Annotated in this window: 19 protein-coding genes and 1 pseudogene; 15 read left to right on the top strand and 5 right to left on the bottom strand. The window is 75.1% G+C overall.

Going from position 1 to position 22,252, the window contains the following annotated elements; all coding sequences use genetic code 11:
- The 3 genes from G8D98_RS10645 to G8D98_RS10635 form a co-directional block, all read right to left on the bottom strand.
- Nucleotides 1–783 carry a LytR/AlgR family response regulator transcription factor gene (locus G8D98_RS10645; RefSeq protein WP_166102755.1) on the bottom strand — a complete coding sequence of 261 codons (783 nt, stop codon included), beginning with the start codon at nucleotides 781–783 and terminating at the stop codon, nucleotides 1–3.
- 10 nt (nucleotides 784–793) lie between these two features.
- On the bottom strand, nucleotides 794–2,002 hold the full coding sequence (locus tag G8D98_RS10640) for a sensor histidine kinase (protein WP_187566555.1): 1,209 nt from the start codon (nucleotides 2,000–2,002) through the stop codon (nucleotides 794–796).
- Nucleotides 2,003–2,126: 124 nt separating this feature from the next.
- Nucleotides 2,127–3,533, bottom strand: a complete 1,407-nt coding sequence (locus tag G8D98_RS10635; protein WP_166102752.1) for an MFS transporter — start codon at nucleotides 3,531–3,533, stop codon at nucleotides 2,127–2,129.
- Nucleotides 3,534–3,632: 99 nt separating this feature from the next.
- Between G8D98_RS10635 and G8D98_RS10630 the strand changes: the two genes are divergently transcribed.
- The 9 genes and pseudogenes from G8D98_RS10630 to G8D98_RS15615 all read left to right on the top strand — a co-directional run.
- Nucleotides 3,633–4,655 (top strand): Lrp/AsnC family transcriptional regulator, encoded by a 1,023-nt coding sequence (locus G8D98_RS10630; RefSeq protein ID WP_166102749.1) that lies wholly within the window; start codon nucleotides 3,633–3,635, stop codon nucleotides 4,653–4,655.
- Between the two features lie 72 nt (nucleotides 4,656–4,727).
- Nucleotides 4,728–5,660 carry a Fic family protein gene (locus tag G8D98_RS10625; protein ID WP_240920862.1) on the top strand — a complete coding sequence of 311 codons (933 nt, stop codon included), beginning with the start codon at nucleotides 4,728–4,730 and terminating at the stop codon, nucleotides 5,658–5,660.
- Nucleotides 5,661–6,270: 610 nt separating this feature from the next.
- A complete protein-coding gene (locus tag G8D98_RS10620) occupies nucleotides 6,271–7,011 on the top strand; it encodes a CpaE-like family protein (RefSeq protein WP_166102746.1) in 741 nt (246 codons plus the stop codon).
- Nucleotides 7,008–8,153: a TadA family conjugal transfer-associated ATPase gene (locus G8D98_RS10615; protein ID WP_166102744.1), complete on the top strand. Its 1,146-nt coding sequence runs from the start codon at nucleotides 7,008–7,010 to the stop codon at nucleotides 8,151–8,153. The genes G8D98_RS10620 and G8D98_RS10615 overlap by 4 nt, the downstream gene beginning before the upstream one ends.
- Entirely contained in the window at nucleotides 8,150–8,866 is a 717-nt protein-coding gene (locus tag G8D98_RS10610) for a hypothetical protein (protein WP_166102742.1), read from the top strand. The genes G8D98_RS10615 and G8D98_RS10610 overlap by 4 nt, the downstream gene beginning before the upstream one ends.
- Entirely contained in the window at nucleotides 8,866–9,396 is a 531-nt protein-coding gene (locus tag G8D98_RS10605; protein WP_166102739.1) for a type II secretion system F family protein, read from the top strand. Before G8D98_RS10610 ends, G8D98_RS10605 begins: the two co-directional genes overlap by 1 nt.
- A 130-nt stretch (nucleotides 9,397–9,526) precedes the next feature.
- Complete coding sequence (locus G8D98_RS10600) at nucleotides 9,527–9,727, top strand: DUF4244 domain-containing protein (RefSeq protein WP_166102737.1); 201 nt, start codon at nucleotides 9,527–9,529, stop codon at nucleotides 9,725–9,727.
- Entirely contained in the window at nucleotides 9,724–10,083 is a 360-nt protein-coding gene (locus tag G8D98_RS10595) for a TadE family type IV pilus minor pilin (RefSeq protein WP_166102734.1), read from the top strand. Before G8D98_RS10600 ends, G8D98_RS10595 begins: the two co-directional genes overlap by 4 nt.
- Nucleotides 10,080–10,439 (top strand): annotated as a pseudogene (locus tag G8D98_RS15615) (Rv3654c family TadE-like protein); the annotation flags it as partial. The gene G8D98_RS10595 and the pseudogene G8D98_RS15615, both read left to right, overlap by 4 nt.
- A 24-nt stretch (nucleotides 10,440–10,463) precedes the next feature.
- Here the strand turns inward: G8D98_RS15615 and G8D98_RS10585 are convergent.
- Together G8D98_RS10585 and G8D98_RS10580 are read right to left on the bottom strand one after the other, a co-directional pair.
- Nucleotides 10,464–10,949 (bottom strand): hypothetical protein, encoded by a 486-nt coding sequence (locus G8D98_RS10585; protein ID WP_166102731.1) that lies wholly within the window; start codon nucleotides 10,947–10,949, stop codon nucleotides 10,464–10,466.
- Between the two features lie 65 nt (nucleotides 10,950–11,014).
- Nucleotides 11,015–13,234, bottom strand: coding sequence for a DEAD/DEAH box helicase (locus G8D98_RS10580; RefSeq protein WP_166102865.1), 2,220 nt, complete (start codon nucleotides 13,232–13,234; stop codon nucleotides 11,015–11,017).
- A gap of 141 nt (nucleotides 13,235–13,375) precedes the next feature.
- On the opposite strand from G8D98_RS10580, the gene G8D98_RS10575 reads away from it, so the two are divergent.
- The 6 genes from G8D98_RS10575 to G8D98_RS10550 all read left to right on the top strand — a co-directional run bounded on the left by G8D98_RS10575 (nucleotide 13,376) and on the right by G8D98_RS10550 (nucleotide 22,228).
- Nucleotides 13,376–13,711, top strand: a complete 336-nt coding sequence (locus G8D98_RS10575) for an STAS domain-containing protein (protein ID WP_166102729.1) — start codon at nucleotides 13,376–13,378, stop codon at nucleotides 13,709–13,711.
- Nucleotides 13,712–13,855: 144 nt separating this feature from the next.
- Nucleotides 13,856–16,222 carry a sodium-translocating pyrophosphatase gene (locus G8D98_RS10570; RefSeq protein ID WP_166102726.1) on the top strand — a complete coding sequence of 789 codons (2,367 nt, stop codon included), beginning with the start codon at nucleotides 13,856–13,858 and terminating at the stop codon, nucleotides 16,220–16,222.
- 81 nt (nucleotides 16,223–16,303) lie between these two features.
- Nucleotides 16,304–17,815 (top strand): DUF7059 domain-containing protein, encoded by a 1,512-nt coding sequence (locus G8D98_RS10565; RefSeq protein ID WP_166102724.1) that lies wholly within the window; start codon nucleotides 16,304–16,306, stop codon nucleotides 17,813–17,815.
- 53 nt (nucleotides 17,816–17,868) lie between these two features.
- Nucleotides 17,869–18,465 carry a TetR/AcrR family transcriptional regulator gene (locus tag G8D98_RS10560; RefSeq protein WP_166102720.1) on the top strand — a complete coding sequence of 199 codons (597 nt, stop codon included), beginning with the start codon at nucleotides 17,869–17,871 and terminating at the stop codon, nucleotides 18,463–18,465.
- Nucleotides 18,459–20,192, top strand: coding sequence for an ABC transporter ATP-binding protein (locus G8D98_RS10555; protein WP_166102717.1), 1,734 nt, complete (start codon nucleotides 18,459–18,461; stop codon nucleotides 20,190–20,192). Before G8D98_RS10560 ends, G8D98_RS10555 begins: the two co-directional genes overlap by 7 nt.
- The gene (locus tag G8D98_RS10550; RefSeq protein WP_166102714.1) at nucleotides 20,189–22,228 is read left to right on the top strand and encodes an ABC transporter ATP-binding protein; all 2,040 of its coding nucleotides are present in this window, start codon (nucleotides 20,189–20,191) and stop codon (nucleotides 22,226–22,228) included. The genes G8D98_RS10555 and G8D98_RS10550 overlap by 4 nt, the downstream gene beginning before the upstream one ends.
- Nucleotides 22,229–22,252: the final 24 nt, after the last annotated feature.

The raw sequence follows: 22,252 nt of genomic DNA, 5'->3' as shown, positions 1-22,252 counted from the left end.
TCAGCCGGCGGGTGGCCGGCGGTCGCCGATCGGCCGCCGCAGCAGGGTGTCGCGCAGCTCCTTGGTGTGCCGGCGGCTCACCTGGAGCTCGGCCTGGCCGACGAGGACGGTGCAGTGCCCGTGGTCCATCCGCACCTCCCGGACGTGGGGGAGGGCGACGAGGGTGCTGCGGTGGATGCGCACGAACCCGAACTCGCCCCACCGCTCCTCGAGCACGCTCAGCGGCACCCGGACCAGGTGGCTGCCGGTGTCGGTGTGCAGCCGGGCGTAGTCACCGTGCGCCTGGGCGTAGCGGATCTGGCTGCGGGCGATGAACCGGGTGACCCCGCCGAGCTCGACGGGGATCGTCTCGTCCTCGCTCACCGGCGGCGCGGTGGCCTCGGTGGGGGGCTCGCTGCCGGCCCGCTCGCGCTGCTCGACGACCCGCCGGACCGCCTCGGCGATCCGCTCGTCCCGCACCGGCTTCATGACGTAGTCCGTGACGTCCAGGGCGAAGGCGTCGACGGCGTGCCGCTCGTGGGCCGTGACGAAGACGACCTGCGGGCGCACCGCGAAGCGCGAGATGACCCGGGCGAGCGCCATGCCGTCCAGGCCGGGCATCGAGATGTCGCTGAAGACGACGTCGACGTCGCGCGCGTCGAGCACCTGGAGGGCCTCGGTGCCGCTCGAGGCGGTGACCACTTCGGCGACCCGGGGGTCCCCGCCGAGCAGGTACCCGAGCTCGGACAGGGCAGGCAGCTCGTCGTCGACGACGAGTACCACCAGTCCCGGGTCCGAGGACATGCCGGGCAGCCTACGACCCGGGTCGGCCCTGTGCGTGCACTCCGGGTGCGAACTTCGGCACACGGAAGGTGACCCGGGTCCCGGCACCGGGTGCCGTCTCGACGACGAGACCGAACTCGTCGCCGTAGACCTGCCGCAGCCGGGAGTCGACGTTGCCCAGGCCCACCGAGCCGGTGGTCCGCGCGCCGTCGAGGATCGCCCGGACCCGTTCGGGGTCGGTGCCCACCCCGTCGTCCTCGACGGCGATCTCCGCCTCGGCGCCGAGGTCGGTCGCGGTGATCGTCACGTGCCCGATGCCCTCCTTCGCCGCGAGGCCGTGCCGGACGGCGTTCTCGACGAGGGGCTGCACGGCGAGGTAGGGCAGGGTCACCGGGAGCACCTCCGGGGCGACGAGCAGGGAGACCCGCAGCCGGTCGCCGAAGCGGGCCTGCTCGAGGACGAGGTAGCGCTCGACGTTGCGCAGCTCCTCGGCGAGCGTGGTGAACTCCCCTCCGGTCCGCAGCGCGTAGCGGGTGAAGTCGGCGAAGTCGAGCAGCAGCTCACGCGCGCGGTCGGGTTCGGTGCGCACGAACGAGGCGATCGCGGCGAGGCTGTTGTAGATGAAGTGCGGGCTGATCTGTGCCCGTAGCGCCCGCAGCTCGGCCTCGACCACCTGTCCGCGGGTTCGGGCGAGCTCGGCGAGGGCGAGCTGGCTGGAGACCCACGCCGCGACCTCCTCGGTCGCCCGGGTCAGGCCGGGGGAGGAGTAGGAGGTCCAGGCGGTCAGGGAGCCGACGACGAGGTCGTCGGAGACGAGCGGGGCGGAGACCGCCATCCGGATCGGGCAGTCGGGGTCGGCGCAGGCGACGTCGTCGGGGCCGTGGGCGACCGTACGACCCGTCTCGAGGGTGCGCTCGCCGAGCGCCAGGGCGTCGGCGCGGTGGTGGTCACCGGCCCCGGTCCAGGACAGCACGCTACCCGGCGTGGCGAGCGAGACCGCGTGCGCCCCGAGGATGGACAGCAGGTGGCGACCCGCACGCTCGGCCGTCTCGGTCGTCAGCCCGTCGGCGAGGTGACGCGAGGCGAGGGAGGCGGTGTGCAGCGTCGCGTAGGTCGCGCGGTCGGTCTCCGAGATGAACCCGCGGCGGCGGCTGCGACGCATCAGTGCGACCCCGAGCCAGAGCAGCAGCATCGTCACCGCGACGAGGGCCGCCGTCGGCCAGTGGATGCTGCCCGCCATGGCCGACACCCTAGGCTTCTCGGGCACCTGCGGGGCCGCTCCCCGGGACCCCGTCGCCGCTCCGGTCGCGCGAGAGGACCTCCGCCGGCCGCTTGGGGCCGCTGCCTGACGCCCCTCGGAGGGGTCAGGAGACGGAGGTGGTCTCCGCGGGGGTCGGCCGTGCCGGACCGTGCGCCACGAAGTCGCGCGAGCGGATCAGGGCGAGGGCGAGCAGGCCGCCGACGACGGCGACCGCACCGGAGACGAGGAAGAGCTGGTCGAGGGCGTGCGCCACCGTGTGGTGGCTGCGGAGCGAGCTGCCGTAGAGCGTGCCGTACGCCGCGATGCCGACGGCGATCCCGACCTGACGGAAGGTGCTGTTCACGCCGGACGCCATCCCGGACCTGTGGACCGGGACGACGCCGACTGCCGTCGACGCGAGCGGCGGGTTCACCAGCCCACTGCCGAGCCCGGCCACCAGGAAGCCCGGTACCAGCGCCGTCCACGTGGTGTGCTCGCCGATGCGGGTCATCAGCAGCAGCCCGGCGCCGACGAGGAGGAGCCCGGGGCCGACGAGCAGTCGGACCGGCACGTGGCTGGAGATCCGGCCGGCGACGGTGGCCGCGACCATCGAGGTCGCAAAGATCGGGAGCAGCCGCAGGCCTGCCTGGAGGGCCGAGTAGCCGAGGTCGTTCTGCAGGTAGACGGTCAGGTAGAGCACCATCGCGAAGAGCGAGCCGTTCATCGCGAAGGCCGCGGCAGAGCCGCCGACGAAGGTCGGTGTCCGGAGCAGGCCGAGGTCGAACATCGGGTGGCTGTGCCGTGCCTCGACCGCGACGAAGGCCGCGAGCGCGACCACCGCGACGGCGAAGCAGACCCAGACACGGCCCTCCGACCAGCCGTCCTGGCCGGCACGGATCAGCCCGTAGACGAGGGTGAACAGGCCGATGGTGAGGGTGGCGAAGCCACCCCAGTCCGGACGCGAGGGGTGCGGCGAGCGGGACTCCTGCACCCTGGCCACGGCCAGCGCGATGGCGACGATGCCGATCGGCAGGTTGACCCAGAAGACGCCCCGCCAGCTGATGCCGCTGGTGATCAGGCCGCCGAGCAGCGGTCCCAGGGCCGTCGAGACGCCGGTGACCGCGCCCCAGCTGCCGAAGGCGACGCCACGCTCCCGACCGTGGAAGGTGGTCGCCAGGAGGGCCAGCGACGTCGAGAAGAGGATCGAGCCGCCGACGCCCTGCGCGGCCCGCGACCAGATCAACATCGCGGGGCTCTGGGCGGCCGCGCACAACGCCGAGCCGAGGGTGAACACGACCATCCCGACGAGGAAGAGACGGCGTCGGCCGAAGCGGTCGGCGAGCACGCCGGAGGTCAGCAGCAGTGCCGCGAGCGAGAGTGCGTAGGCGTCGGTCACCCACTGGACCTCGCCGAAGTCGGTCTTCAGGCTGGTCTGGATGTCGGGAAGCGCGACGACGACGATCGTCACGTCGAGCAGGAGCATGAACGTGGCCGCGCAGACGACGGCCAGGGTCCACCATTTGCGGTTCATGGGCAGGTTCCTTCGAGAGAGCGGATGTCCGACGACGTACCTTCGCAACCGGCGAGGACCGGGACCCGGCCGGATCGACCGCGCTGTAGATTTCCGTCGATGACACAGCAGTCCCTCGCGAGATCCGCCACCGTCGACGCGGTCGATCGACGGATCATTCGGGGTCTCCAGCTCCGGCCGCGGGTCGGCTTCGTCCGGCTGGGCGAGGTCCTCGGCCTCTCCGAGCAGGCAACCGCGCGCCGCTACCGGCGGCTCGTGCGCAGCGGCGTGCTGCGCATCTTCGGCGTGGTCAACCCCAAGGTCGTGGGCGAGGCGGCGTGGCATGTCCGGGTGCGCTGCCGGCCGGACGCCGCCGAGTCCCTGGCGAACGCGCTGGCGCGCCGCGACGACATCGTCTGGGTCGGGATCGGCGCGGCCGGCGCGGAGGTGCTCTTCGTCGTCCGCTCGCTGACCGCCGAACGCCGCGAGGCGCTGCTCACCCGCACCCTGCCGCGGACCTCGCACGTGCTGGACATCTCCGCGGCCGTCGTCCTGCACTACTTCACCGGCCTGCGCGCCGACGACTGGGGCGGTCTCGCCGACCACCTCACCGCGGAGGAGGACGCGGCGTTGCGCATGCCGCCCGGCCCCCGCACCGACCCGCGGGGGATCGAGCTGCTCCCGACCGACGTGGCGATCCTCGATGCGCTGCAGCGCGACGGGCGGGCGACGTACGCAGACCTCGGCGCCGCCGCCGGGATCAGCCCCGGCCGCGTGGCGCGTCGGCTCGGCACGCTGATCGAGCGCCGCGCCGTCACCATCGATGCCGACATCGCAGCCGCGGCGATCGGCTTCCCGGTGCACGCCTACCTCTTCCTCCGGGTGAGCCCGAGCCGGCTGCAGGAAGTGGGGGAGTCGCTCGCGGAGCGGCCCGAGGTCGGGATGGCCGCGGCGATCTCCGGCACCCACAACCTGCTGGCCACCCTCTCCTGTCGATCCCTCTTCGACGTCTACACGTTCACCACCGAGCAGATCGGCCGCCTCGACGGCGTGCGCGATCTCGAGGTCGGCATCGGCGGACGCGTCGTCAAGCAGTCCGGCGGCCTGCTCGACGACGGCCGGCTGGTCCTCCCCGCCGACTGAGCCCAGGCTCGGCGCCCCCGATACGATCCAAGCGCTGCCCACCCCGGCGGCGTCCCCCCCGAAGGAGCCGGCGTGTCCGAGCCGACGAGTGCCCACCTCACCCCCGAGTCGCGGGCGGAGAAGGGGGCAGCGACGGGCGCCACCTCCCGGCAGCTGAGCGGCAGCGTCGCGGCGGTCGCCCGGCTCGCCGAGCTGCCCGGGGTGCCCGACCAGCTCGAGGCCGCCCGGGAGGCGTGCACCCGGCTGCGCTGGCACGAGGGCCTGCGCCGACGCATCCCCGAGGCCGCCGCCGAGTCGCGCGTGCGGGGCGCGGTCGCGAGCGCCGAGCTCGAAGGGGCGCGGATGCCGCTCGCCGCGGTGCGCGAGGTGCTCACCGGGTCGGCCACCTGGTCCCCCGCGCCCGACCCGGTGGAGCGGGTGGTCAGGGGCGTGCTCGGCGCGACGCTCGAGACCGAGCACGTCGAGGGGCTCGTCCTGCGTTCGCCCCTGCAGGCGCTGGCCCGGCTGCACACGGTGGCGTCGGCCGGCGCGGTGCCCGACTCCGCACTCGGCCGCCCCCGGCTGCCCGGGGAGGACTGCGAGGAGCTGCCCGACCTCGGCCCGGCCCCCTCGGCGGCGGTCGCCGCCGAGCGGCTGCGCGGCGTGGTCGAGGTGCTGGTCGCGACCCCGGGCCTGCCGGTCCTCCTCGTGGCCGCCGTCGTCCACGCCGAGCTGGTGACGGTGCGCCCGTTCGTGCGCGGCAACGCGGTCGTCGCGCGCGCCCTGGACCGGGCCGTCACCCGCGCCGGAGGCCTCGACCCCACGGGCGTGGCCGTGACCGAGGCCGGCCACGGCGCCGAGGGGGCCGCGGCCTACGTCGGGGCCCTGGCCGCCTACGGCCGCGGCGACGCAGCGGGGGTGGGGCTCTGGCTCGGGCACTGCGCCGCCGCCGTCCGCGCGGCCGCGGCCGAGGGCGAGGCGGTCGCCGCCGCCGTCCGCGCGGGGCGACTCGACCCGCCGCGGTGACCCGCGCGCCGGTTGCCGCCCCGGAGGCGCAGGAGTACAACTGGCGGTGAGGGCGACCTCGGCCGTCCTCACCGCCAGACCTACCGCGAGGCGACGGGTACCCACGCGCGGGCAGTCCACTGATGGACCGATCGCGAGGGGCTCGACCCCTCCCGACGACGGCACGGAGCACGCCTGGTCGCCCGGAGCACGCGGCAGGACGACGCCCCCGCCGGCGCGCGGGGGCGCCGTCACGTGGAGAGCCGACGTGTCCCGCCGGTCGGCCCTCGGCTGCGGAATCCCTCGTCCTGTGCGCGATCTCAGAACGATTCCGGAACGGTGGCCTGCGGACTTGCGTCCGAGGCCGTCCATGGGACACGATTGACCTACTCGCTCCCCTTCGGGGTAGAGCGACCGGCGAACCGGCTTCTCCCCCCCGGAGCTCGGCTCGCCGACGGCCCCGGTTGTCCCCCCGACCGGGGCCGTCCCATGTCCTCCCCCGGGTATGCGGTGAATCCACCCCGGGGTATGCCGGTCCCGCGTCGTCCACAGCCGGCGCGGGCGGTCTCCTCCGTCCACAGATCCGGCGACGGAGCTGTCCAACGGCGCCACGGCGCGCGAGCGTCGACCCATGACTCCCCGCGCACACATCGTGCTCACCGGGGCCTCCGGCGGCCTCGGGGTGAGCACCCTCGCCCTCGCCGTGGGTCGTCGGCTGGCCGTGGCGGGCACGCCGTGCACCGTCGTCGACCTCGCGACCACGGCCGGCGGGCTCGACGTCACGGCGGGCATCGAGCACCTTCCCGGTCGCCGGTGGTCCGCGCTCGCCGAGGTCCGTGGTCCGGTCCCGCCGGGGCCGCTGCTGCGCGCCCTGCCCCACGAGGACGGGTGCCGGGTGCTCTCCGCGGGTGGTCTAGGCCCGCGGTCGGTGCCCGCGGTGGCCGTTCGCGACACCCTCGCCTCGGTGCTCGCGGGGCCGGAGGCCGTGGTCGTCGACCTGCCCCCCTCCTCGCCGCACCTCGCAGGGGCCCTCGCCGGTGAGCCGCTCCTGGTCGTCCTCGCCGGTCTGCGTACCCGGCAGCTCGCGGACGTCGACGCTCTCGTGGAGCGGCTGATCGAGGCCGCACCGGAGGAGGGAGGCCACCCCGACCTGCGGCTCGTCACCCGGGGGCCACGGCCGAGCGCGGGCGTCCTCGACGACGTCCTCGCCGCGCTCGGCATCGCGCACCTGGACCATCTCGTCGACGACGCCCACGTCCCCCGGGAGGCCGAGCGGGGCCTGTGGCCGGGAACCACCCGCTCCGCGCTGCGCCGGTGTGCCGACGCCGTCGTCGCGGCGGGGGCTCCCGACGTTCTCGGGCAGGCGTCGTGACCGGTGCGCAGACCCCCGGTGTCGAACGGTCGATCCGGGCCGGGGTCGGGCCCACCCCCGCCGTCATCGGGAGGATCACCCACGAGCAGGTCCCCGTGCTCGGGCGTGACGGTCGCGAGCTCGCCGAGCAGGCCATGGCCTCCCGGCTCGTCGGGCTCGGGCCGCTTGCCCCCCTCGTCGAGGACGCGCGGGTCACCGACGTCCTCGTCAACGGCGACGGGGCGGTCTGGCTCGACCGCGGTGCCGGGGTCGAGCGGGCAGGGCTCCGCCTCGGTGCGGAGGAGCTGCGCCCACTCGCGGTCCGGCTCGCCGGGCTCGCCGGGCGGCGGCTCGACGACGCCCAGCCCTGGGTCGACGGCCTGCTCCCCGGCGGCGTCCGGCTGCACGCGGTGCTCCCGCCGCTCGCCGAGGACGGCCCCCACCTCAGCCTGCGGGTCGCGCGCCGTCGGCTCGCCGGCGTCGACGACCTCGTCGCCACCGGTGCGGTGAGCCCGCGGACGGCCGAGGTCCTGCGCGGTCTCGTCCACACCCGGCGCAGCATCCTCGTCACCGGCGGCACCGGCTCGGGCAAGACGACCGTCCTCGGGGCGCTGCTCGCCGAGTGCCCCGCGGGCGAACGCGTCGTCGTCGTCGAGGACGTCCGCGAGCTCGACCCGGCCCACCCCCACGTCGTGCGGCTCCAGGGGCGGGCCGCCAACGTCGAGGGGGTCGGTGAGGTGCCGCTGACGGTCCTCGTGCGCCAGGCACTCCGGATGCGCCCGGACCGGCTCGTCGTCGGCGAGGTCCGCGGGCCCGAGGTGCGCGATCTGCTCGCCGCGCTGAACACCGGGCACGAGGGCGGGGCGGGCACCCTGCACGCCAACGGGCCCGAGGAGGTGCCCGCTCGCCTCGAGGCGCTCTGCGTGCTGGCCGGGATGCCCCGCGAGGCCGTGCACGCCCAGCTGCGCGGCGCGCTGCACGCCGTCGTCCACGTCGTGCGAGACGGCGAGCGGCGGCGGGTGGACCGGGTCGGGGTGCCCCGGGCCGGGCCCGACGGGATCGTCGAGGTACCCGTCGGCCTCCAGGACACCGACGACGGTCCGCGCCCCGGGCCGGCCTGGGCGGCTCTCGGCGAGCTCGTGCCGGACGGGGCGCTCCGGTGAGCGTGCTCGCGGCGGTGCTCGTCGCCCTGGCGGTGCTGCTCGCGGTCGGGGTCCCGGCCGCGCCGGCACGGTCTGCGCCTCGGCGCCCACCCTGGTCGGCCCGGGTCGCCCGCCGGGTGCGCGGTGGGCGGGGCCGGCCGGGTGCGGGGTGGGTGGCCGACCTCGCCGAGGTCACGGCGGTCGGCCTGCGGGCGGGCCTGGACCTCCCGGCGGCGGTCGAGGTCGCGGCCAGGGCCCCCGCGGTGCAGGAGCAGGCGCCCTGGATGCTCGCCGCGCTGCACGAGGCGCACACCACCGGCGCCGGGCCGGCCGACGTCGTGGTCGGCACGGCCGGTCCCGAGGCGGCGCCCCCGGACCGGGCCGCGCTCGCCGTCGTGGGCCGGGCCTGGCGGCTCTCGCAGCTGACCGGGTCGGAGGCCTCCCGCACCACGGCGGCGGCCGCGGCGGCGCTGCGGGCCCGCGCCGCCGCCCAGGAGCGGACCGACTCCGCGCTCTCCGGGCCACGGGCCTCGATGCGCCTACTCACGGCCCTGCCGTTCGGGGGGCCCGTCGTCGGCGCTCTGCTCGGGCTGTCGCCGGTGCAGCTGTACGGGTCCGCGGCCGCCCGCGCCGCCGCGTGCTGCGGTCTGGTCCTCACCGCGCTCGGCTGGGCGTGGGCCCGGCGGATGGTCGGCGGGGCGGCCCGGCCCGGGCGGACCTCCGGGAGCGGGTGATGCTCTGCGCCCTCCTCGTCGTGGCCGCCGTGCTCGTCCTTCCCCGTCCCGTCCGCCGGCTCCCCGGGCGACCGCGGTCGGTGGCCCCGCCGGCCGAAGCGGCCACCCTCGAGGACGCCGCGGTCGCCCTCGTGCTGCTCGCGGCGGCTCTCCGGGGCGGTGGCGGCACCCTCGAGTGCCTCGAGGCGGTCTCCACCGTCGACCCGACGCCCGCCGGGCGCGAGCTCGGTGTCGTCGCGGCTGCCCAGCGCTGGGGCGAGGGGCACGAGCGGGCGTGGTCGCGGGTGGGGCCGGGCTGGGCTCCCGCCGCGGCCGCGTGGCACGCCGCGACCGCTGCCGGCGCGGGTCCCGCGGGTCTGCTCGACGCGGCCGCCGAGCGGATCCGGGTCGCGGAGTCGCGTCGTGTCGAGTCCGCCGTCCAGCGCGCCGGGGTGCTGCTCGTGCTGCCGCTCGGGCTCTGCTTCCTGCCGGGGTTCGTCGCCACCACCGTGGTCCCGGTCGTCCTCCTCCTGCTCGGGAGCCTCGGGTGAGCGTCCACAGGCCGGCGCCGGGGCCTGGGCCGTCCACAGATCGGCCCGGCCCCGTCGCCGGGCGGCCCCGCCCGCGCCAGCGTGGTCCCGAGGGGGCGCAGCGCGCGCCCCACGACACGAAGGAGGAGCCATGAGGGCACGTCTGATGGCGCGGGTGCACGCCACCACGCGGCGGCTGACGCGGGCCGGCGAGGCCGGGATGACCACCGCCGAGTACGCGGTGGGCACCGTGGCGGCGGTCGCGTTCGCGGCGCTGCTGCTCGTCGTCGTCAAGTCCGGGCCGGTCAAGAGCGCGCTGACGAGCATCATCGTCGGTGCGCTCGGCACGTGAGGCGGCCCGGCCGGCGCGAGCAGGGGATGGCCACGGCCGAGCTGGCCGTGGCCATCCCCGCCCTGCTCCTCGTCCTTGCGGTGGCCCTCTCCGCGGTCCGGGTCGGTATCGACCGGGTGCGCTGCGTGGACGCGGCCGCGGCCGGCGCCCGGCTGCTCGCCCGCGGCGAGCCCGCCGCCACGGTGCGCAACCGGGTGGCGGCGCTCGCCCCGTCCGGCGCCGAGGTCACCCTCGAGGTCCGCGAGGAGCAGGTGCTCGTGCGGGTCCGTGGCTCGGCGCCCGAGCCGCTCGCGGTGCTCGGGGCCCCTCTCACCCCGCAGGGGGAGGCCGTCGCCCGTCGGGAGGGATCACCGTGAGAGCGGTCCGTCGGCGGCCGTCGCGGTCCGAGCGCGGGAGCGCCACCGTGCTCGTCAGCGGCGGTATCGGGGTGCTCGTGGCGGTGCTCGTGGGTGCCCTCGTGCTGACGTCGGTGGTCGCCGACGTCCACCGGGCACGAGCCGCGGCCGACCTGGCCGCGCTCGCCGCCGCCGGTCCGCTCCCGGCCGGGGGCGCGGCCGACTGCCGCGCCGCGGAGTCGGTGGCCCGCGCCAACGGCGGGCGGCTCAGCAGCTGCACGGCGCTTCCCGACGGCAGCGTCCTCACCGAGCTACGGGTCGAGCGGCGCCCCACGCTGTGGTGGCCGGGGCTGCCACGCGCTGTTCTGGCCCGAGCGCGTGCCGGCCCGGCGTCGCTCCGCTCAGCGGGGAGCCTCGGGCGCGGGGCCCTCCTCCTCGGTCCGGGCCTCGGCCACCTCGGCCCGACGGCGCGCCGTCTCGGTCGCGACGTGCTGCTCGGCCACCCGCTGCTCGGCCTCCTGCCGCAGCCGGGCGGTCTCCTCCTCGTGTCGGCGGCGCTCGGCCTCGAGGGCACGCTCGCGCGCCTCGACCTCCTCCTTCATCCGCTGCTCCTGGGCGAGCCGCTCCTCCTCGGCCGCCTTGCGCGCCTCCCGGGCCTCGACGCGCCGCCGGTGGCCGCGCTTGAGCCCGGTCCGCAGGACCACCCAGCCGAGCCAGAAGATCGAGATGACGACCATGCCGCTCACGAGGAAGACCACCGGAGGCAGCTCGATGGTGCCCCCGAGCACGTGGACCGGCACCGGGTCGTCGAGGCGCACCGAGCCCGCGACGAGGAGGGCGCCCAGCCCCAGGCCGAGCAGGACGAGGACGACGCCGAGGAGGACCATGGCGGGCACGCTACTCCGCTGACCAGCCCGGATGCCCGTCGAACGCGGACCGTGCCCGCTCGGGGTCAGCCGGCGCCGGCGACGGCCAGGTCGAGGACGGCCACGGCGCCGGCCTTGTCGAGCGGGTCGTTGCCGTTGCCGCACTTGGGCGACTGCACGCACGCCGGGCAGCCGTCGGCGCACGGGCAGGCGAGCACGGCGTCCCGGGTGGCTCGCACCCACGCCTGGAACCTCTCGCTCGCCCGCTCCGCGAAGCCGGCACCCCCCGGGTAGCCGTCGAAGACCATGACCGTGGGCAGCCCGGTGTCCGGGTGCCGGGCCGTCGAGACGCCGCCGACGTCCCAGCGGTCCGAGGTGGCGACGAGCGGCAGCATCCCGATGGCCGCGTGCTCGGCGCCGTGCAGCGCGCCGGGGACGGCCGCCTCCTCGACGCCCGCCGCGGTGAGCACCTCGGGCTCGACCGTCCACCAGACGGCCTTGGTCGTCAGGGTCCGCTCCGGCAGGTCCAGGGCATGCCGCCCGACGACCTCGCCCCCCGGCAGACGGCGGGTGAACCCGGTGACCCGGCTCGTGACGCGCACCGTGCCGAAGGAGGTCACCACCCGGGCCCGCTGCGCGGAGCGCTCGGTGGCGAGAATGTCGAACCGGCTCACCGACTCCGCCTGCGTCGACCACCCCGGGTCGCCCCGGACGACGTGGGCCACCCGGGCCTCGAGGTCGAGCTCGGTCACCACCCACGCCTCGCCCTGGTGGACGTGCACCGCCCCGGTGTGCACCTGGCTGTGCGCCGCGGCCTCGTCGACCGTGCCCACGACCCGCCCGGTGCGGCGCTCGACGACGGCCACCACCTCACTGGCCCCGCGCAGCGAGATGTGTGCGGCGGGCCGGTCCTGCCGCGCCCAGAACCACCCGGCCGGGCGCCGCCGGAGGATGCCGCTCTCGACGAGCACGTCGAGCAGCCGGCGCGACCCCTCGCCGAAGAGGCCCAGGTCGTCCTCCACGAGCGGCAGCTCCGCCGCCGCGGCGGCCAGGTGCGGCGCGAGGACTTGCGGATTCTCCGGGTCGAGGACCGTGCTCTCGACCGGTGCCCCGAACAGCGCCTCGGGATGGCGCACGAGGTAGCCGTCCAGCGGGTCGTCGGCGGCGACGAGGACGGCGAGCGACTCGCCACCGGAGCGGCCGGCCCGCCCCGCCTGCTGCCACAGGCTGGCCCGCCGCCCCGGCCAGCCGGCCATGACGACGGCGTCCAGCCCGCTGACGTCCACCCCGAGCTCGAGCGCGTTCGTCGCCGCGAGGCCGCGCAGGGAGCCCGCGCGCAGCCCCGCCTCGAGCTCGCGCCGGTCCTGGGGGAGATAGCCACCGCGGTAGGCGGCGACCGACTCCACGGCCTGCGGGTGCTCGGCGGCGAGCCGGCGCCGGGCGCCGCTGGCGAGCGCCTCCGCGCCGGCGCGGCTGCGGGCGAACGCGACCGTCTGCACCCCGTGGCCGACGAGGTCGGCCATCAGGGCGGCCGCCTCCGTCGTCGCGGAGCGTCGGGCGCCCTCCTCGTCGGCCGCGGGCTCCCACAGCGCGAAGGTCATCGCCCCTCGTGGCGAGCCGTCGTCGGTGACCGCCCGCACGGGCAGCCCGGTGAGCCGGGCGGCGTGCTCCGCGGGGTCGCTCACCGTGGCCGAGGCGAGCACGAAGGTCGGCGAGGCGCCGTACCGGGCGGCCACCCGGCGCAGCCGCCGCAGCACCGCGGCGACGTGCGAGCCGAACACCCCGCGGTAGACGTGGCACTCGTCGACGACGACGTACCGCAGACCGCGCAGGAAGCGCGACCACCGCTCGTGCCCGGGCAGCAGCGAGTGGTGGAGCAGGTCGGGGTTGGTCAGGACGAGGTTGGCGTGCTCGCGGACCCAGCGACGCTCCTCCGGTGGGGTGTCCCCGTCGTAGGTCGCGGCCCGCACCCCGGGGACGGCGAGCCGGTCCACCCGGGCGAGCTGGTCGGCCGCGAGCGCCTTCGTCGGCGAGAGGTAGAGCGCGCTCGGGCCGCTCAGCCCGGACGCGGGCCGCTCGGCCAGGCTCGCGAGGACCGGCACGAGGTAGCCGAGGGACTTGCCCGAGGCGGTGCCGGTCGAGAGGACGACGTGGGTACCGGCGCTCGCGAGGTCGATGGCCTCGCGCTGGTGGGACCACGGCCGCTCGACCCCGGCCCCGAGCAGTGCCGCCAGCACCGCCGGGGCCACCCCCTCGGGCCACTGGGCGAGCCGCGGCGGGCGCGCCGCCAGCACCTCGAGGTGCATGAGCCGCCCGGTGTCGGACCGCCGGGCGATCCGCTGGAGGTGCTGGGCCGGGCTGGACACGGCGGCTACGGTAATCCTTGGTCCCGACGCTCCCGTCCACCCTGGGACCGCGAGGACCGCCCACCCCGAGGAGCCAGACGCGTGGAGCTCTCCGTCACGACCTCCCGGCGCGACGACATCGGCATCGTCACCGTCGAGGGCGAGGTCGACGTCCACAGCGCCGCCCAGCTGCGGCAGGCCCTCGATGCGGAGGTCGCCGAGGGGCGCACCCGCCTCGTCGTCGACCTCGACGCCGTCTCCTTCCTCGACTCCACCGGGCTCGGCGTCCTCGTCGGTCGGCTCAAGCTCGTGCGCAACAGCTCCGGGTGGCTGCGGCTGGTGTGCACGAGCGAGCGCATCCTGCGGGTGTTCCGGATCACCGGTCTGGACAAGGTCTTCGGCATCTTCGGCACCGTCGAGGAGGCGCTCGAGGGCTGAGCACCGGTACGGGGGGTGTGAACTGCGTCACTCCCGCCCGGGTGGGCGTCCACACCGGCGCGCCGGGTACAGTCCTCGCGAACCGTCCCTCGACTCGGCGCACCCCTGCGCCCGGGGACGACCCACGCCGTCAAGGAGGATGGAATGGCACCCCTCGCACTCGCGACCGCCGAGTCGGGAGGCCTCGACCTGAGCGGCACGAACCTCACGCTCGTCGTCACGGTCGCGGTCATCGCGCTCGTGGCGCTCGCCATGGGCTTCGTGTTCCGGCGCCAGGTCCTGGCGGCCGACACCGGGACCGACAGCATGCGCTCGATCGGCGCGGCCGTCGAGGAGGGCGCCCAGGCCTACCTCAACCGGCAGTTCCGCACCCTCGGCATCTTCGTCGTCCTCGTCTTCGGCCTGCTGCTCCTGCTGCCCGCCGAGACCACCGGCATCCGCTGGGGGCGCTCCGGGTTCTTCGTGCTCGGCGCGCTGTTCTCGGCCGCCATCGGCTACCTCGGCATGAGCCTCGCGGTCAAGGCGAACGTCCGGGTCGCCTCGGCCGCCCGGAACGACGGCGGCCGCGACCTCGGGATGCGGATCGCGTTCCGCACCGGGGGCGTCGTCGGCATGGCCACCGTGGGGCTGGGCCTGCTCGGCGCCTCGATCGTCGTGCTCCTCTACGAAGGTGACGCCCCGAAGGTCCTCGAGGGCTTCGGTTTCGGCGCGGCGCTGCTCGCGATGTTCATGCGCGTCGGCGGCGGCATCTTCACCAAGGCCGCCGACGTCGGCGCCGACCTCGTCGGCAAGGTCGAGGCGGGCATCCCCGAGGACGACCCGCGCAACGCCGCGACGATCGCCGACAACGTCGGGGACAACGTCGGTGACTGCGCCGGCATGGCGGCCGACCTGTTCGAGTCCTACGCCGTCACCCTCGTCGCCGCCCTCATCCTCGGCTCGGTGGCCTTCGGCACCTACGGGCTGGTCTTCCCGCTCCTCGTCCCGGCGATCGGCGCCCTCACCGCGCTGCTCGGCGTCTACGTCACCCGTGCGCGGGCCGGGGAGAACCCGCTGCGGGCGATCAACCGCGGCTTCTACATCGCCGCCGTGGTCTCGGCCCTGCTCTCCGCCGTGGCCGCCTTCGTCTACCTGCCCGGCAGCTACGCCGACCTCGGCTCGAGCAACGACGAGATCAGCGCGCTCACCGGCGACCCCCGGCTCACCGCGCTGCTCGCGGTCGTCGTCGGCATCGTCCTCGCCGGCATCATCCTCTGGCTGACCGGCCACTTCACGGGCACCGACAAGCGGCCGACCCGTGACGTCGCCCGCACCTCGCTCACCGGGCCGGCGACCGTCGTGCTCTCCGGCATCGGGGTCGGTCTGGAGTCGGCCGTGTACACCGCCGCGATCATCGGCGGCGCCGTCTACCTCGCCTTCCTCCTCGGGGGCGGCTCCACCGCGCTCGCCCTCTTCCTCGTCTCACTGGCCGGCTGCGGGCTGCTGACGACCGTCGGCGTCATCGTCGCCATGGACACCTTCGGGCCGGTGTCGGACAACGCCCAGGGCATCGCCGAGATGTCCGGCGACGTCGACGAGGAGGGGGCCCAGGTCCTCACCGAGCTCGACGCCGTGGGCAACACGACCAAGGCGATCACCAAGGGCATCGCCATCGCCACCGCCGTCCTCGCGGCGACCGCGCTCTTCGGCTCCTACACCGACGCCTGGCAGAGCGCGGTCGACGGGATCACCGACCCGGGCAGCACGACCCAGGCGCAGTACACCCAGTGGCAGACCGAGGCCCTCGGCTTCATCACGATGCCCTCGACGCTCGTCGGCGTCCTCATCGGCGCCGCCGTGGTCTTCCTCTTCTCGGGGCTGGCGATCAACGCCGTGACCCGCGCGGCCGGCGCCATCGTCTTCGAGGTGCGTCGCCAGTTCCGCGACATCCCCGGGATCATGGAGGGCACGGCCAAGCCCGAGTACGGGAAGGTCGTCGACATCTGCACCAAGGACTCGCTGCGCGAGCTCGCCACCCCGGGCCTGCTCGCCGCGCTGATGCCGGTGGCCGTGGGCTTCGGCCTCGGTGTCGGGGCGCTCGCGGGCTTCCTCGCCGGCGCGATCTCCGCCGGTGCTCTCATGGCGGTCTTCCTCGCCAACTCCGGTGGGGCGTGGGACAACGCGAAGAAGATCGTCGAGGACGGCCACCACGGAGGCAAGGGCACCGAGGCGCACTCGGCGACCGTCATCGGCGACACCGTCGGCGACCCCTTCAAGGACACCGCCGGGCCGGCGATCAACCCGCTGATCAAGGTGATGAACCTCGTCTCGGTGCTCATCGCGCCGGCCATCGTCACCCTGTCCATCGGCGCGAGCGCCTCGGCGCCGATCCGCTACGGGATCGCCGGGGTCGCCTTCGCCGTCGTCGTCGGCGCGGTCGCCGTCTCGCGCAGCCGTGACCTGGCCATCGGGGGCGACGACATCGACCCGGACGTGGCGGCCGAGGGCGACCCGCAGCCGGCGGGGGTCTGAGCCCACCGCGCCACGGCGGACGCCGGCGCCTCCGGCGGTCCCGCGGGACGGGTCGGCGCCGGCGCCCGTAGGCTCGTCCCGATGACCCCCAGCCCGCCCCGCGCCGAGGAGGCGCTGCTCGCCCGCCTGCGCGCGGACCTGACCTCCTGCGGCTTCACCGTCTCCGGCGTCACCGCCCTCCTCGGGCCGATGGCCGCCGGCGCCCTCGAGCGCGACCAGGCGCTCCCGGCCCAGCGGGTCACCGTCGCCTCCCAGGAGCCGGTGGCCGCCCTCGTGCGGCTGTTCACCCTCGGCGACCCCGTCGACGCCACCGAGGTCGCCGCCGCACTGCCCACGCTCGGGGTCGCCGGGGCCAGCGCCCTCGGCCTCGTGGCGCCCGAGGGCGACGCCGTCGTCGCGCTGTGCGACCTGCGCCCCTACGCCGCCGGTGACGAGGACTGGTGGGTGGCCTCCGACCTCGGCGAGCTCGCGACGGGCGAGCCGCTGCGCCCCGACCACGTCCTCGGCATCGGCGGCGCCTCGACGACGCTGGCCTCGTGGACCCCGCGCCCGCAGGTCGCCCGCGCGCTCGACCTCGGGACCGGCTGCGGGGTCCAGGCGCTGCACCTCGGGGCCCACGCCGAGACGGTCGTCGTCACCGACCTGTCCGAGCGGGCCCTCGGCTACGCCCGCTTCAACGCCGCGCTCAACGGCCTGAGCTGGCAGGTGCGCTCCGGCTCGATGCTCGACCCCGTCGCGGGCGACCGCTTCGACCTCGTCGTGTCCAACCCGCCCTTCGTCATCACCCCGCGCTCCGGCGCGGTCCCGCTCTTCGAGTACCGCGACGCCGGAGCCAGCGGCGACGACGTCGTCCGCGACCTCGTGCGCAGCGTGGGCGCCCACCTCGAGCCGGGCGGGGTCGCCCAGATCCTCGGCAACTGGGAGGTCCCCCCGGGCGGCACCTGGACCGACCGGGTGCAGGAGTGGCTCGAGCCGACCGGGCTGGACGCCTGGGTCGTCCAGCGGGAGGTCCAGGACCCGGCCGAGTACGCCGAGACCTGGGCGCGCGACGGCGGCCACCACCCGGGCACCGCCGACTTCAACGCGATGTACGGCGCGTGGCTCGACGACTTCGCCGCCCGTGACGTCGAGGTCATCGGCTTCGGCGTGCTCACCCTCCAGCGCCCGCGGACCGACCGGCCACCGTTCCGCGACCTCCTCGACGTCCCCGGCCCGGTCGAGCAGCCGATGGGGCCGGCGGTGCTGCGCGGGCTCGAGGCGCGCACGTGGCTGGCCGAGCACGACGACGACGCCCTCCTCGACGTGGCGTGGCGCCGCGCCGAGGACGTCACCGAGGAGCGGCACAGCGTCCCCGGCGAGGACGACCCGCGGGTCATCCTGCTGCGCCAGGGGGGTGGGCTGCGTCGGCACGTCGTCCTCAGCACGCTCACCGCCGGGCTCGTCTCGGTGTGCGACGGTGAGCTGACCGCCCGCGCCGCGACGGCGGCCATCGCCGGCCTGCTCGGTCTCGAGGAGGACGCCGCCCGCGAGGAGGCGACCGGGTTCCTGCGTCGGGTCGTCGCCGACGGCATGCTCGTGCGCGAGGACCGCTGACCCGGGCGGAACCCGTTTGTGAGTGAGTGCTCACTCATCTACAGTGGGGGACCGTGACCCCCCGCGCCCCCGCCATGAGCCCCCATGACCGTCGCGCGGCCATCATCGAGGCCACCGTGCCGCTGCTGCGCGAGCACGGTGCCGGGCTGACCACCAAGCAGGTCGCCGACGCGGCAGGCATCGCCGAGGGCACCGTCTTTCGCGCTTTCGGCACCAAGGACGAGCTCATCAAGTCCTGCGCGACAGCGGTGTTCGACACGACGACGCTCGTCGCCGAGCTGCGCGGGGTCGCCGCCGAGCACTCCCTCGACGCTCGCCTCACGGCGGCGGTGGCCGCCCTGCAGCGCTACCTCGAGCGGGCCATCGGCCTGATGTCGACCCTCGCCGCGAGCGGGGCCCTTCCGCACCCGCCGCCCCGGACGGGTCCCCCGGGCCCGCGTGCCATGCGGGACCCGGCCGTCGACGCCGCCTTGGTCGACCTCGTCGGGCCCGACGCCGAGCACCTGCGCTACCCGGCCCAGGAGGTCGTCACCATCCTCTCCCACCTCACCCTCGCCAGCTCCCACCCCATGCTCTCCGGCCGCGCCATGCCCGCGGAGGAGATCGTCTCCGTCGTCCTCGACGGCGTCCGGAAGGCCCGCCCATGCTGATCCGCCTCGTGCGCACCCACCTGCGGCCGTACGCGGCCGTGCTCGTCCTCCTCCTGGTCCTCCAGCTCCTCGGGACCCTCGCCTCGCTGTACCTGCCGAGCCTCAACGGGCGGATCATCGACGAGGGTGTGGCCGTCGGCGACACCGGGTTCATCCTCACCGCCGGGCTGTGGATGCTCGGGGTCTCGCTGCTCCAGGTGCTCGCGACCATCGGGGCGACCCGGATCGCGGCGCTCACCGCCGCCTCCCTCGGCCGCGACGTGCGGGCCGCGGTCTTCGCGCGCGTCGGGTCCTTCTCGGCCCGGGAGGTCTCCGCGTTCGGCGCCCCGACGCTGATCAGCCGCTCGACCAACGACGTCACCCAGGTGCAGCAGGTCGTCTACATGGCCCTGGCCGTCATGGTCTCGGCGCCGATCATGATGGTCGGCGGCATCGTCATGGCGCTGCGCGAGGACGTCGGCCTGTCCTGGCTCGTCGCCGTCGCCGTGCCCCTGCTCGGGGTGTCGGTCGGCATCGTCATCAGCCGGATGATCCCGCACTTCCGCGCGATGCAGCAGGCCGTCGACACCGTCAACCGCATCCTGCGCGAGCAGATCACCGGCATCCGCGTCGTGCGCGCCTTCGTCCGCGAGGACGTCGAGCGGGAGCGCTTCGCCGAGGCCAACCGGGTCTACACCGGGACCGCGGTCGCGGTCGGCCGGCTCATGGCGCTCGCGTTCCCCATCGTCATGGTGATCTTCAACGCCTCGACCGTCGCCGTCCTGTGGTTCGGCGCGATGCGCATCGACGCGGGGGAGATGGAGGTCGGCGCGCTCACCGCGTTCATGTCCTACCTGATCCAGATCCTCATGTCGGTGATGATGGCGACCTTCATGTCGATGATGGTGCCGCGCGCCTCGGTCTCGGCCGGCCGCATCCAGGAGGTCCTCGAGACCACCAGCTCGGTCCACCCGCCGGCCGACCCCGTCCCCCTGCTCGCGGGCCCGCTCGGGGTCGAGCTGCGGGGGGCGACCTTCGCCTACCCCGGTGCCGAGGAGCCGGTGCTGCGCGAGGTCTCCTTCCTCGCCCGTCCCGGGACGACGACCGCGGTCGTCGGCTCGACCGGTGCCGGGAAGACCACCCTCGTCGGCCTCGTGCCCCGGCTGCACGACGTCACCGCCGGAGCGGTCCTCCTCGGGGGCGTGGACGTCCGGGACGCCGACCCGGAGGACCTGTGGTCGCGGATCGGGCTGGTCCCCCAGCGGCCCTACCTGTTCAGCGGCACCGTGGCGAGCAACCTGCGCCACGGCGACGCCGAGGCCACCGACGAGCAGCTGTGGGAGGCCCTGCGGGTCGCCCAGGCCGAGGACTTCGTGCGGGCCATGCCCGGGGGGCTGGAGGCGCCGATCGCGCAGGGTGGGACGAACGTCAGCGGTGGCCAGCGTCAGCGGCTGGCCATCGCCCGGGCGCTCGTGCGGCGCCCCGCCGTCTACCTCTTCGACGACGCCTTCTCCGCGCTCGACGTCGCGACCGACGCCCGGCTGCAGGCCGCCCTGCGGCCGATGACGCGCGAGGCCACGGTGCTCGTCGTCGCGCAGCGGGTCTCGAGCATCCGCCACGTCGACCAGGTCGTCGTCCTCGACGACGGCGCGGTCGTGGGGGTCGGGACCCACGAGGAGCTGCTCGAGACCTGCCCGACCTACCGGGAGATCGTCCAGAGCCAGGAGAGCGTGGAGGAGGTCGCATGAGCGAGCTGAAGTCGGCCGAGGAGAAGGCGGCCGAGGACCGGCGCGGTCCGGCCGGCGTCCGGCGCGGCGGGCCACCGCACGCCCAGATCGGCACCCCGACGGAGAAGTCCCAGAACTTCGGCCCCTCGGCCCGGCGGGTGCTGCGCCTGCTGCGTCCGGAGCGCCCGGTGGTCGTCGGCGCCCTCGTGCTCGCCCTGTGCTCCGTGGTGCTCAACGCCGTCGGCCCCAAGGTCCTCGGCCGGGCCACCGACCTGATCTTCGCGGGCGTCTTCGGGCGCCAGATCCCCGCCGGCGTCACCCAGGAGCAGGCCGTGGCCGCGCTGCGGGCGCGAGGCGAGGGCCGGGTCGCGGACGTCCTCGCCGCGATGGAGCACGTCGTCCCCGGGCAGGGGATCGACTTCGGCGCCGTCGGGCGGGTGCTGCTCGTCGTCCTCGGCATCTACCTCGTCGCCGCAGCGCTCCAGCTCGTCCAGGGCCGGCTGCTCGTCGGAGCGGTGAACCGGACCGTCTTCCGCCTGCGCCGGGACGTCGAGGACACCCTCAACCGGCTGCCGCTGCCCTACTTCGACGGCCAGCCGCGAGGCGAGCTGCTCAGCCGGGTCACCAACGACATCGACAACGTGGCCCAGAGCCTCCAGCAGACCCTGAGCCAGCTCGTGACCTCGTTGCTCACCGTCGTCGCGATGATCGCGATGATGGTCTACATCTCCCCCCTGCTCGCGGTCATCGCCCTCGTGACGATCCCGCTGACCGTCGTCGTCACCGGCGCCATCGGCAAGCGCTCGCAGAAGCACTTCGTGCAGCAGTGGAGGAGCACGGGGGAGGTCAACTCGGTCGTCGAGGAGACCTTCACCGGGCACGAGCTCGTCACGGTCTTCGGCCGTCGCGAGGAGGTCGGGCACGAGTTCGCCCAGCGCAACGACGCCCTCCACCACGCGAGCTTCCGCGCCCAGTTCATCAGCGGGGTCATCATGCCGACGCTGATGTTCATCGGGAACCTCAACTACGTCGCCGTCGCCGTCGTCGGCGGGCTGCGCGTGGCCTCGGGGTCGATGAGCCTCGGCGACGTCCAGGCGTTCATCCAGTACTCGCGCCAGTTCACCCAGCCGCTGACCCAGGTGGCCTCGATGGCCAACCTCGTCCAGAGCGGGGTGGCCTCGGCCGAGCGCGTCTTCGAGGTGCTCGACGCCCCGCTCCAGGAGCCCGACTCCGGCACACCCGCCCGGATCGAGGACCCGCGCGGCCGGGTGGCCTTCGAGGACGTCTCGTTCTCCTACACCTCCGGCACGCCGCTCATCGAGCACCTCGACCTCGAGGTCGAGCCCGGGCAGACGGTGGCGATCGTCGGGCCGACCGGCGCCGGCAAGACGACGCTCGTCAACCTCGTCATGCGCTTCTACGAGCTCGACGGCGGGCGGATCACCCTCGACGGCGTCGACATCCGTGACCTCACGCGGCACGACCTGCGCTCCCGCACCGGGATGGTCCTCCAGGACACCTGGCTGTTCGCGGGGACGATCCGGGACAACATCGCCTACGGTCGGCCCTCGGCGAGCGAGGAGGAGATCCTCGAGGCGGCTCGCGCGACCTACGTCGACCGCTTCGTCCACTCGCTGCCGGACGGCTACGACACCGTGCTCAACGCCGAGGCCGACAACCTCAGCGCGGGGGAGCGGCAGCTCGTCACCATCGCCCGCGCCTTCCTCGCCGACCCCTCGCTGCTCATCCTCGACGAGGCGACGAGCTCGGTCGACACCCGCACCGAGCTGCTCGTCCAGCAGGCGATGGCCGCGCTGCGCACCGACCGGACGAGCTTCGTCATCGCCCACCGGCTCTCGACCATCCGCGACGCCGACCTCATCCTCGTCATGGAGGAGGGGCGCATCGTCGAGCGCGGCACGCACGCCGAGCTGCTCGCCGCCGGCGGCGCGTTCGCCCGGCTGCACGCGGCACAGTTCGCCGGTGCCGTCGCCGACGAGGACGAGGACCTGGCCGCGGCCCCCGCCGGTCCGGCGGGAGCCCCCTCAGCGGGCTGACCTCGGGCTTCGCGGCAACCGGGT

The sequence above is a fragment of the Phycicoccus endophyticus genome, from assembly GCF_011326735.1.
In the GTDB taxonomy this organism is placed as follows: domain Bacteria; phylum Actinomycetota; class Actinomycetes; order Actinomycetales; family Dermatophilaceae; genus Phycicoccus; species Phycicoccus endophyticus.
This window is presented reverse-complemented; position numbering and strand designations above follow the sequence as displayed.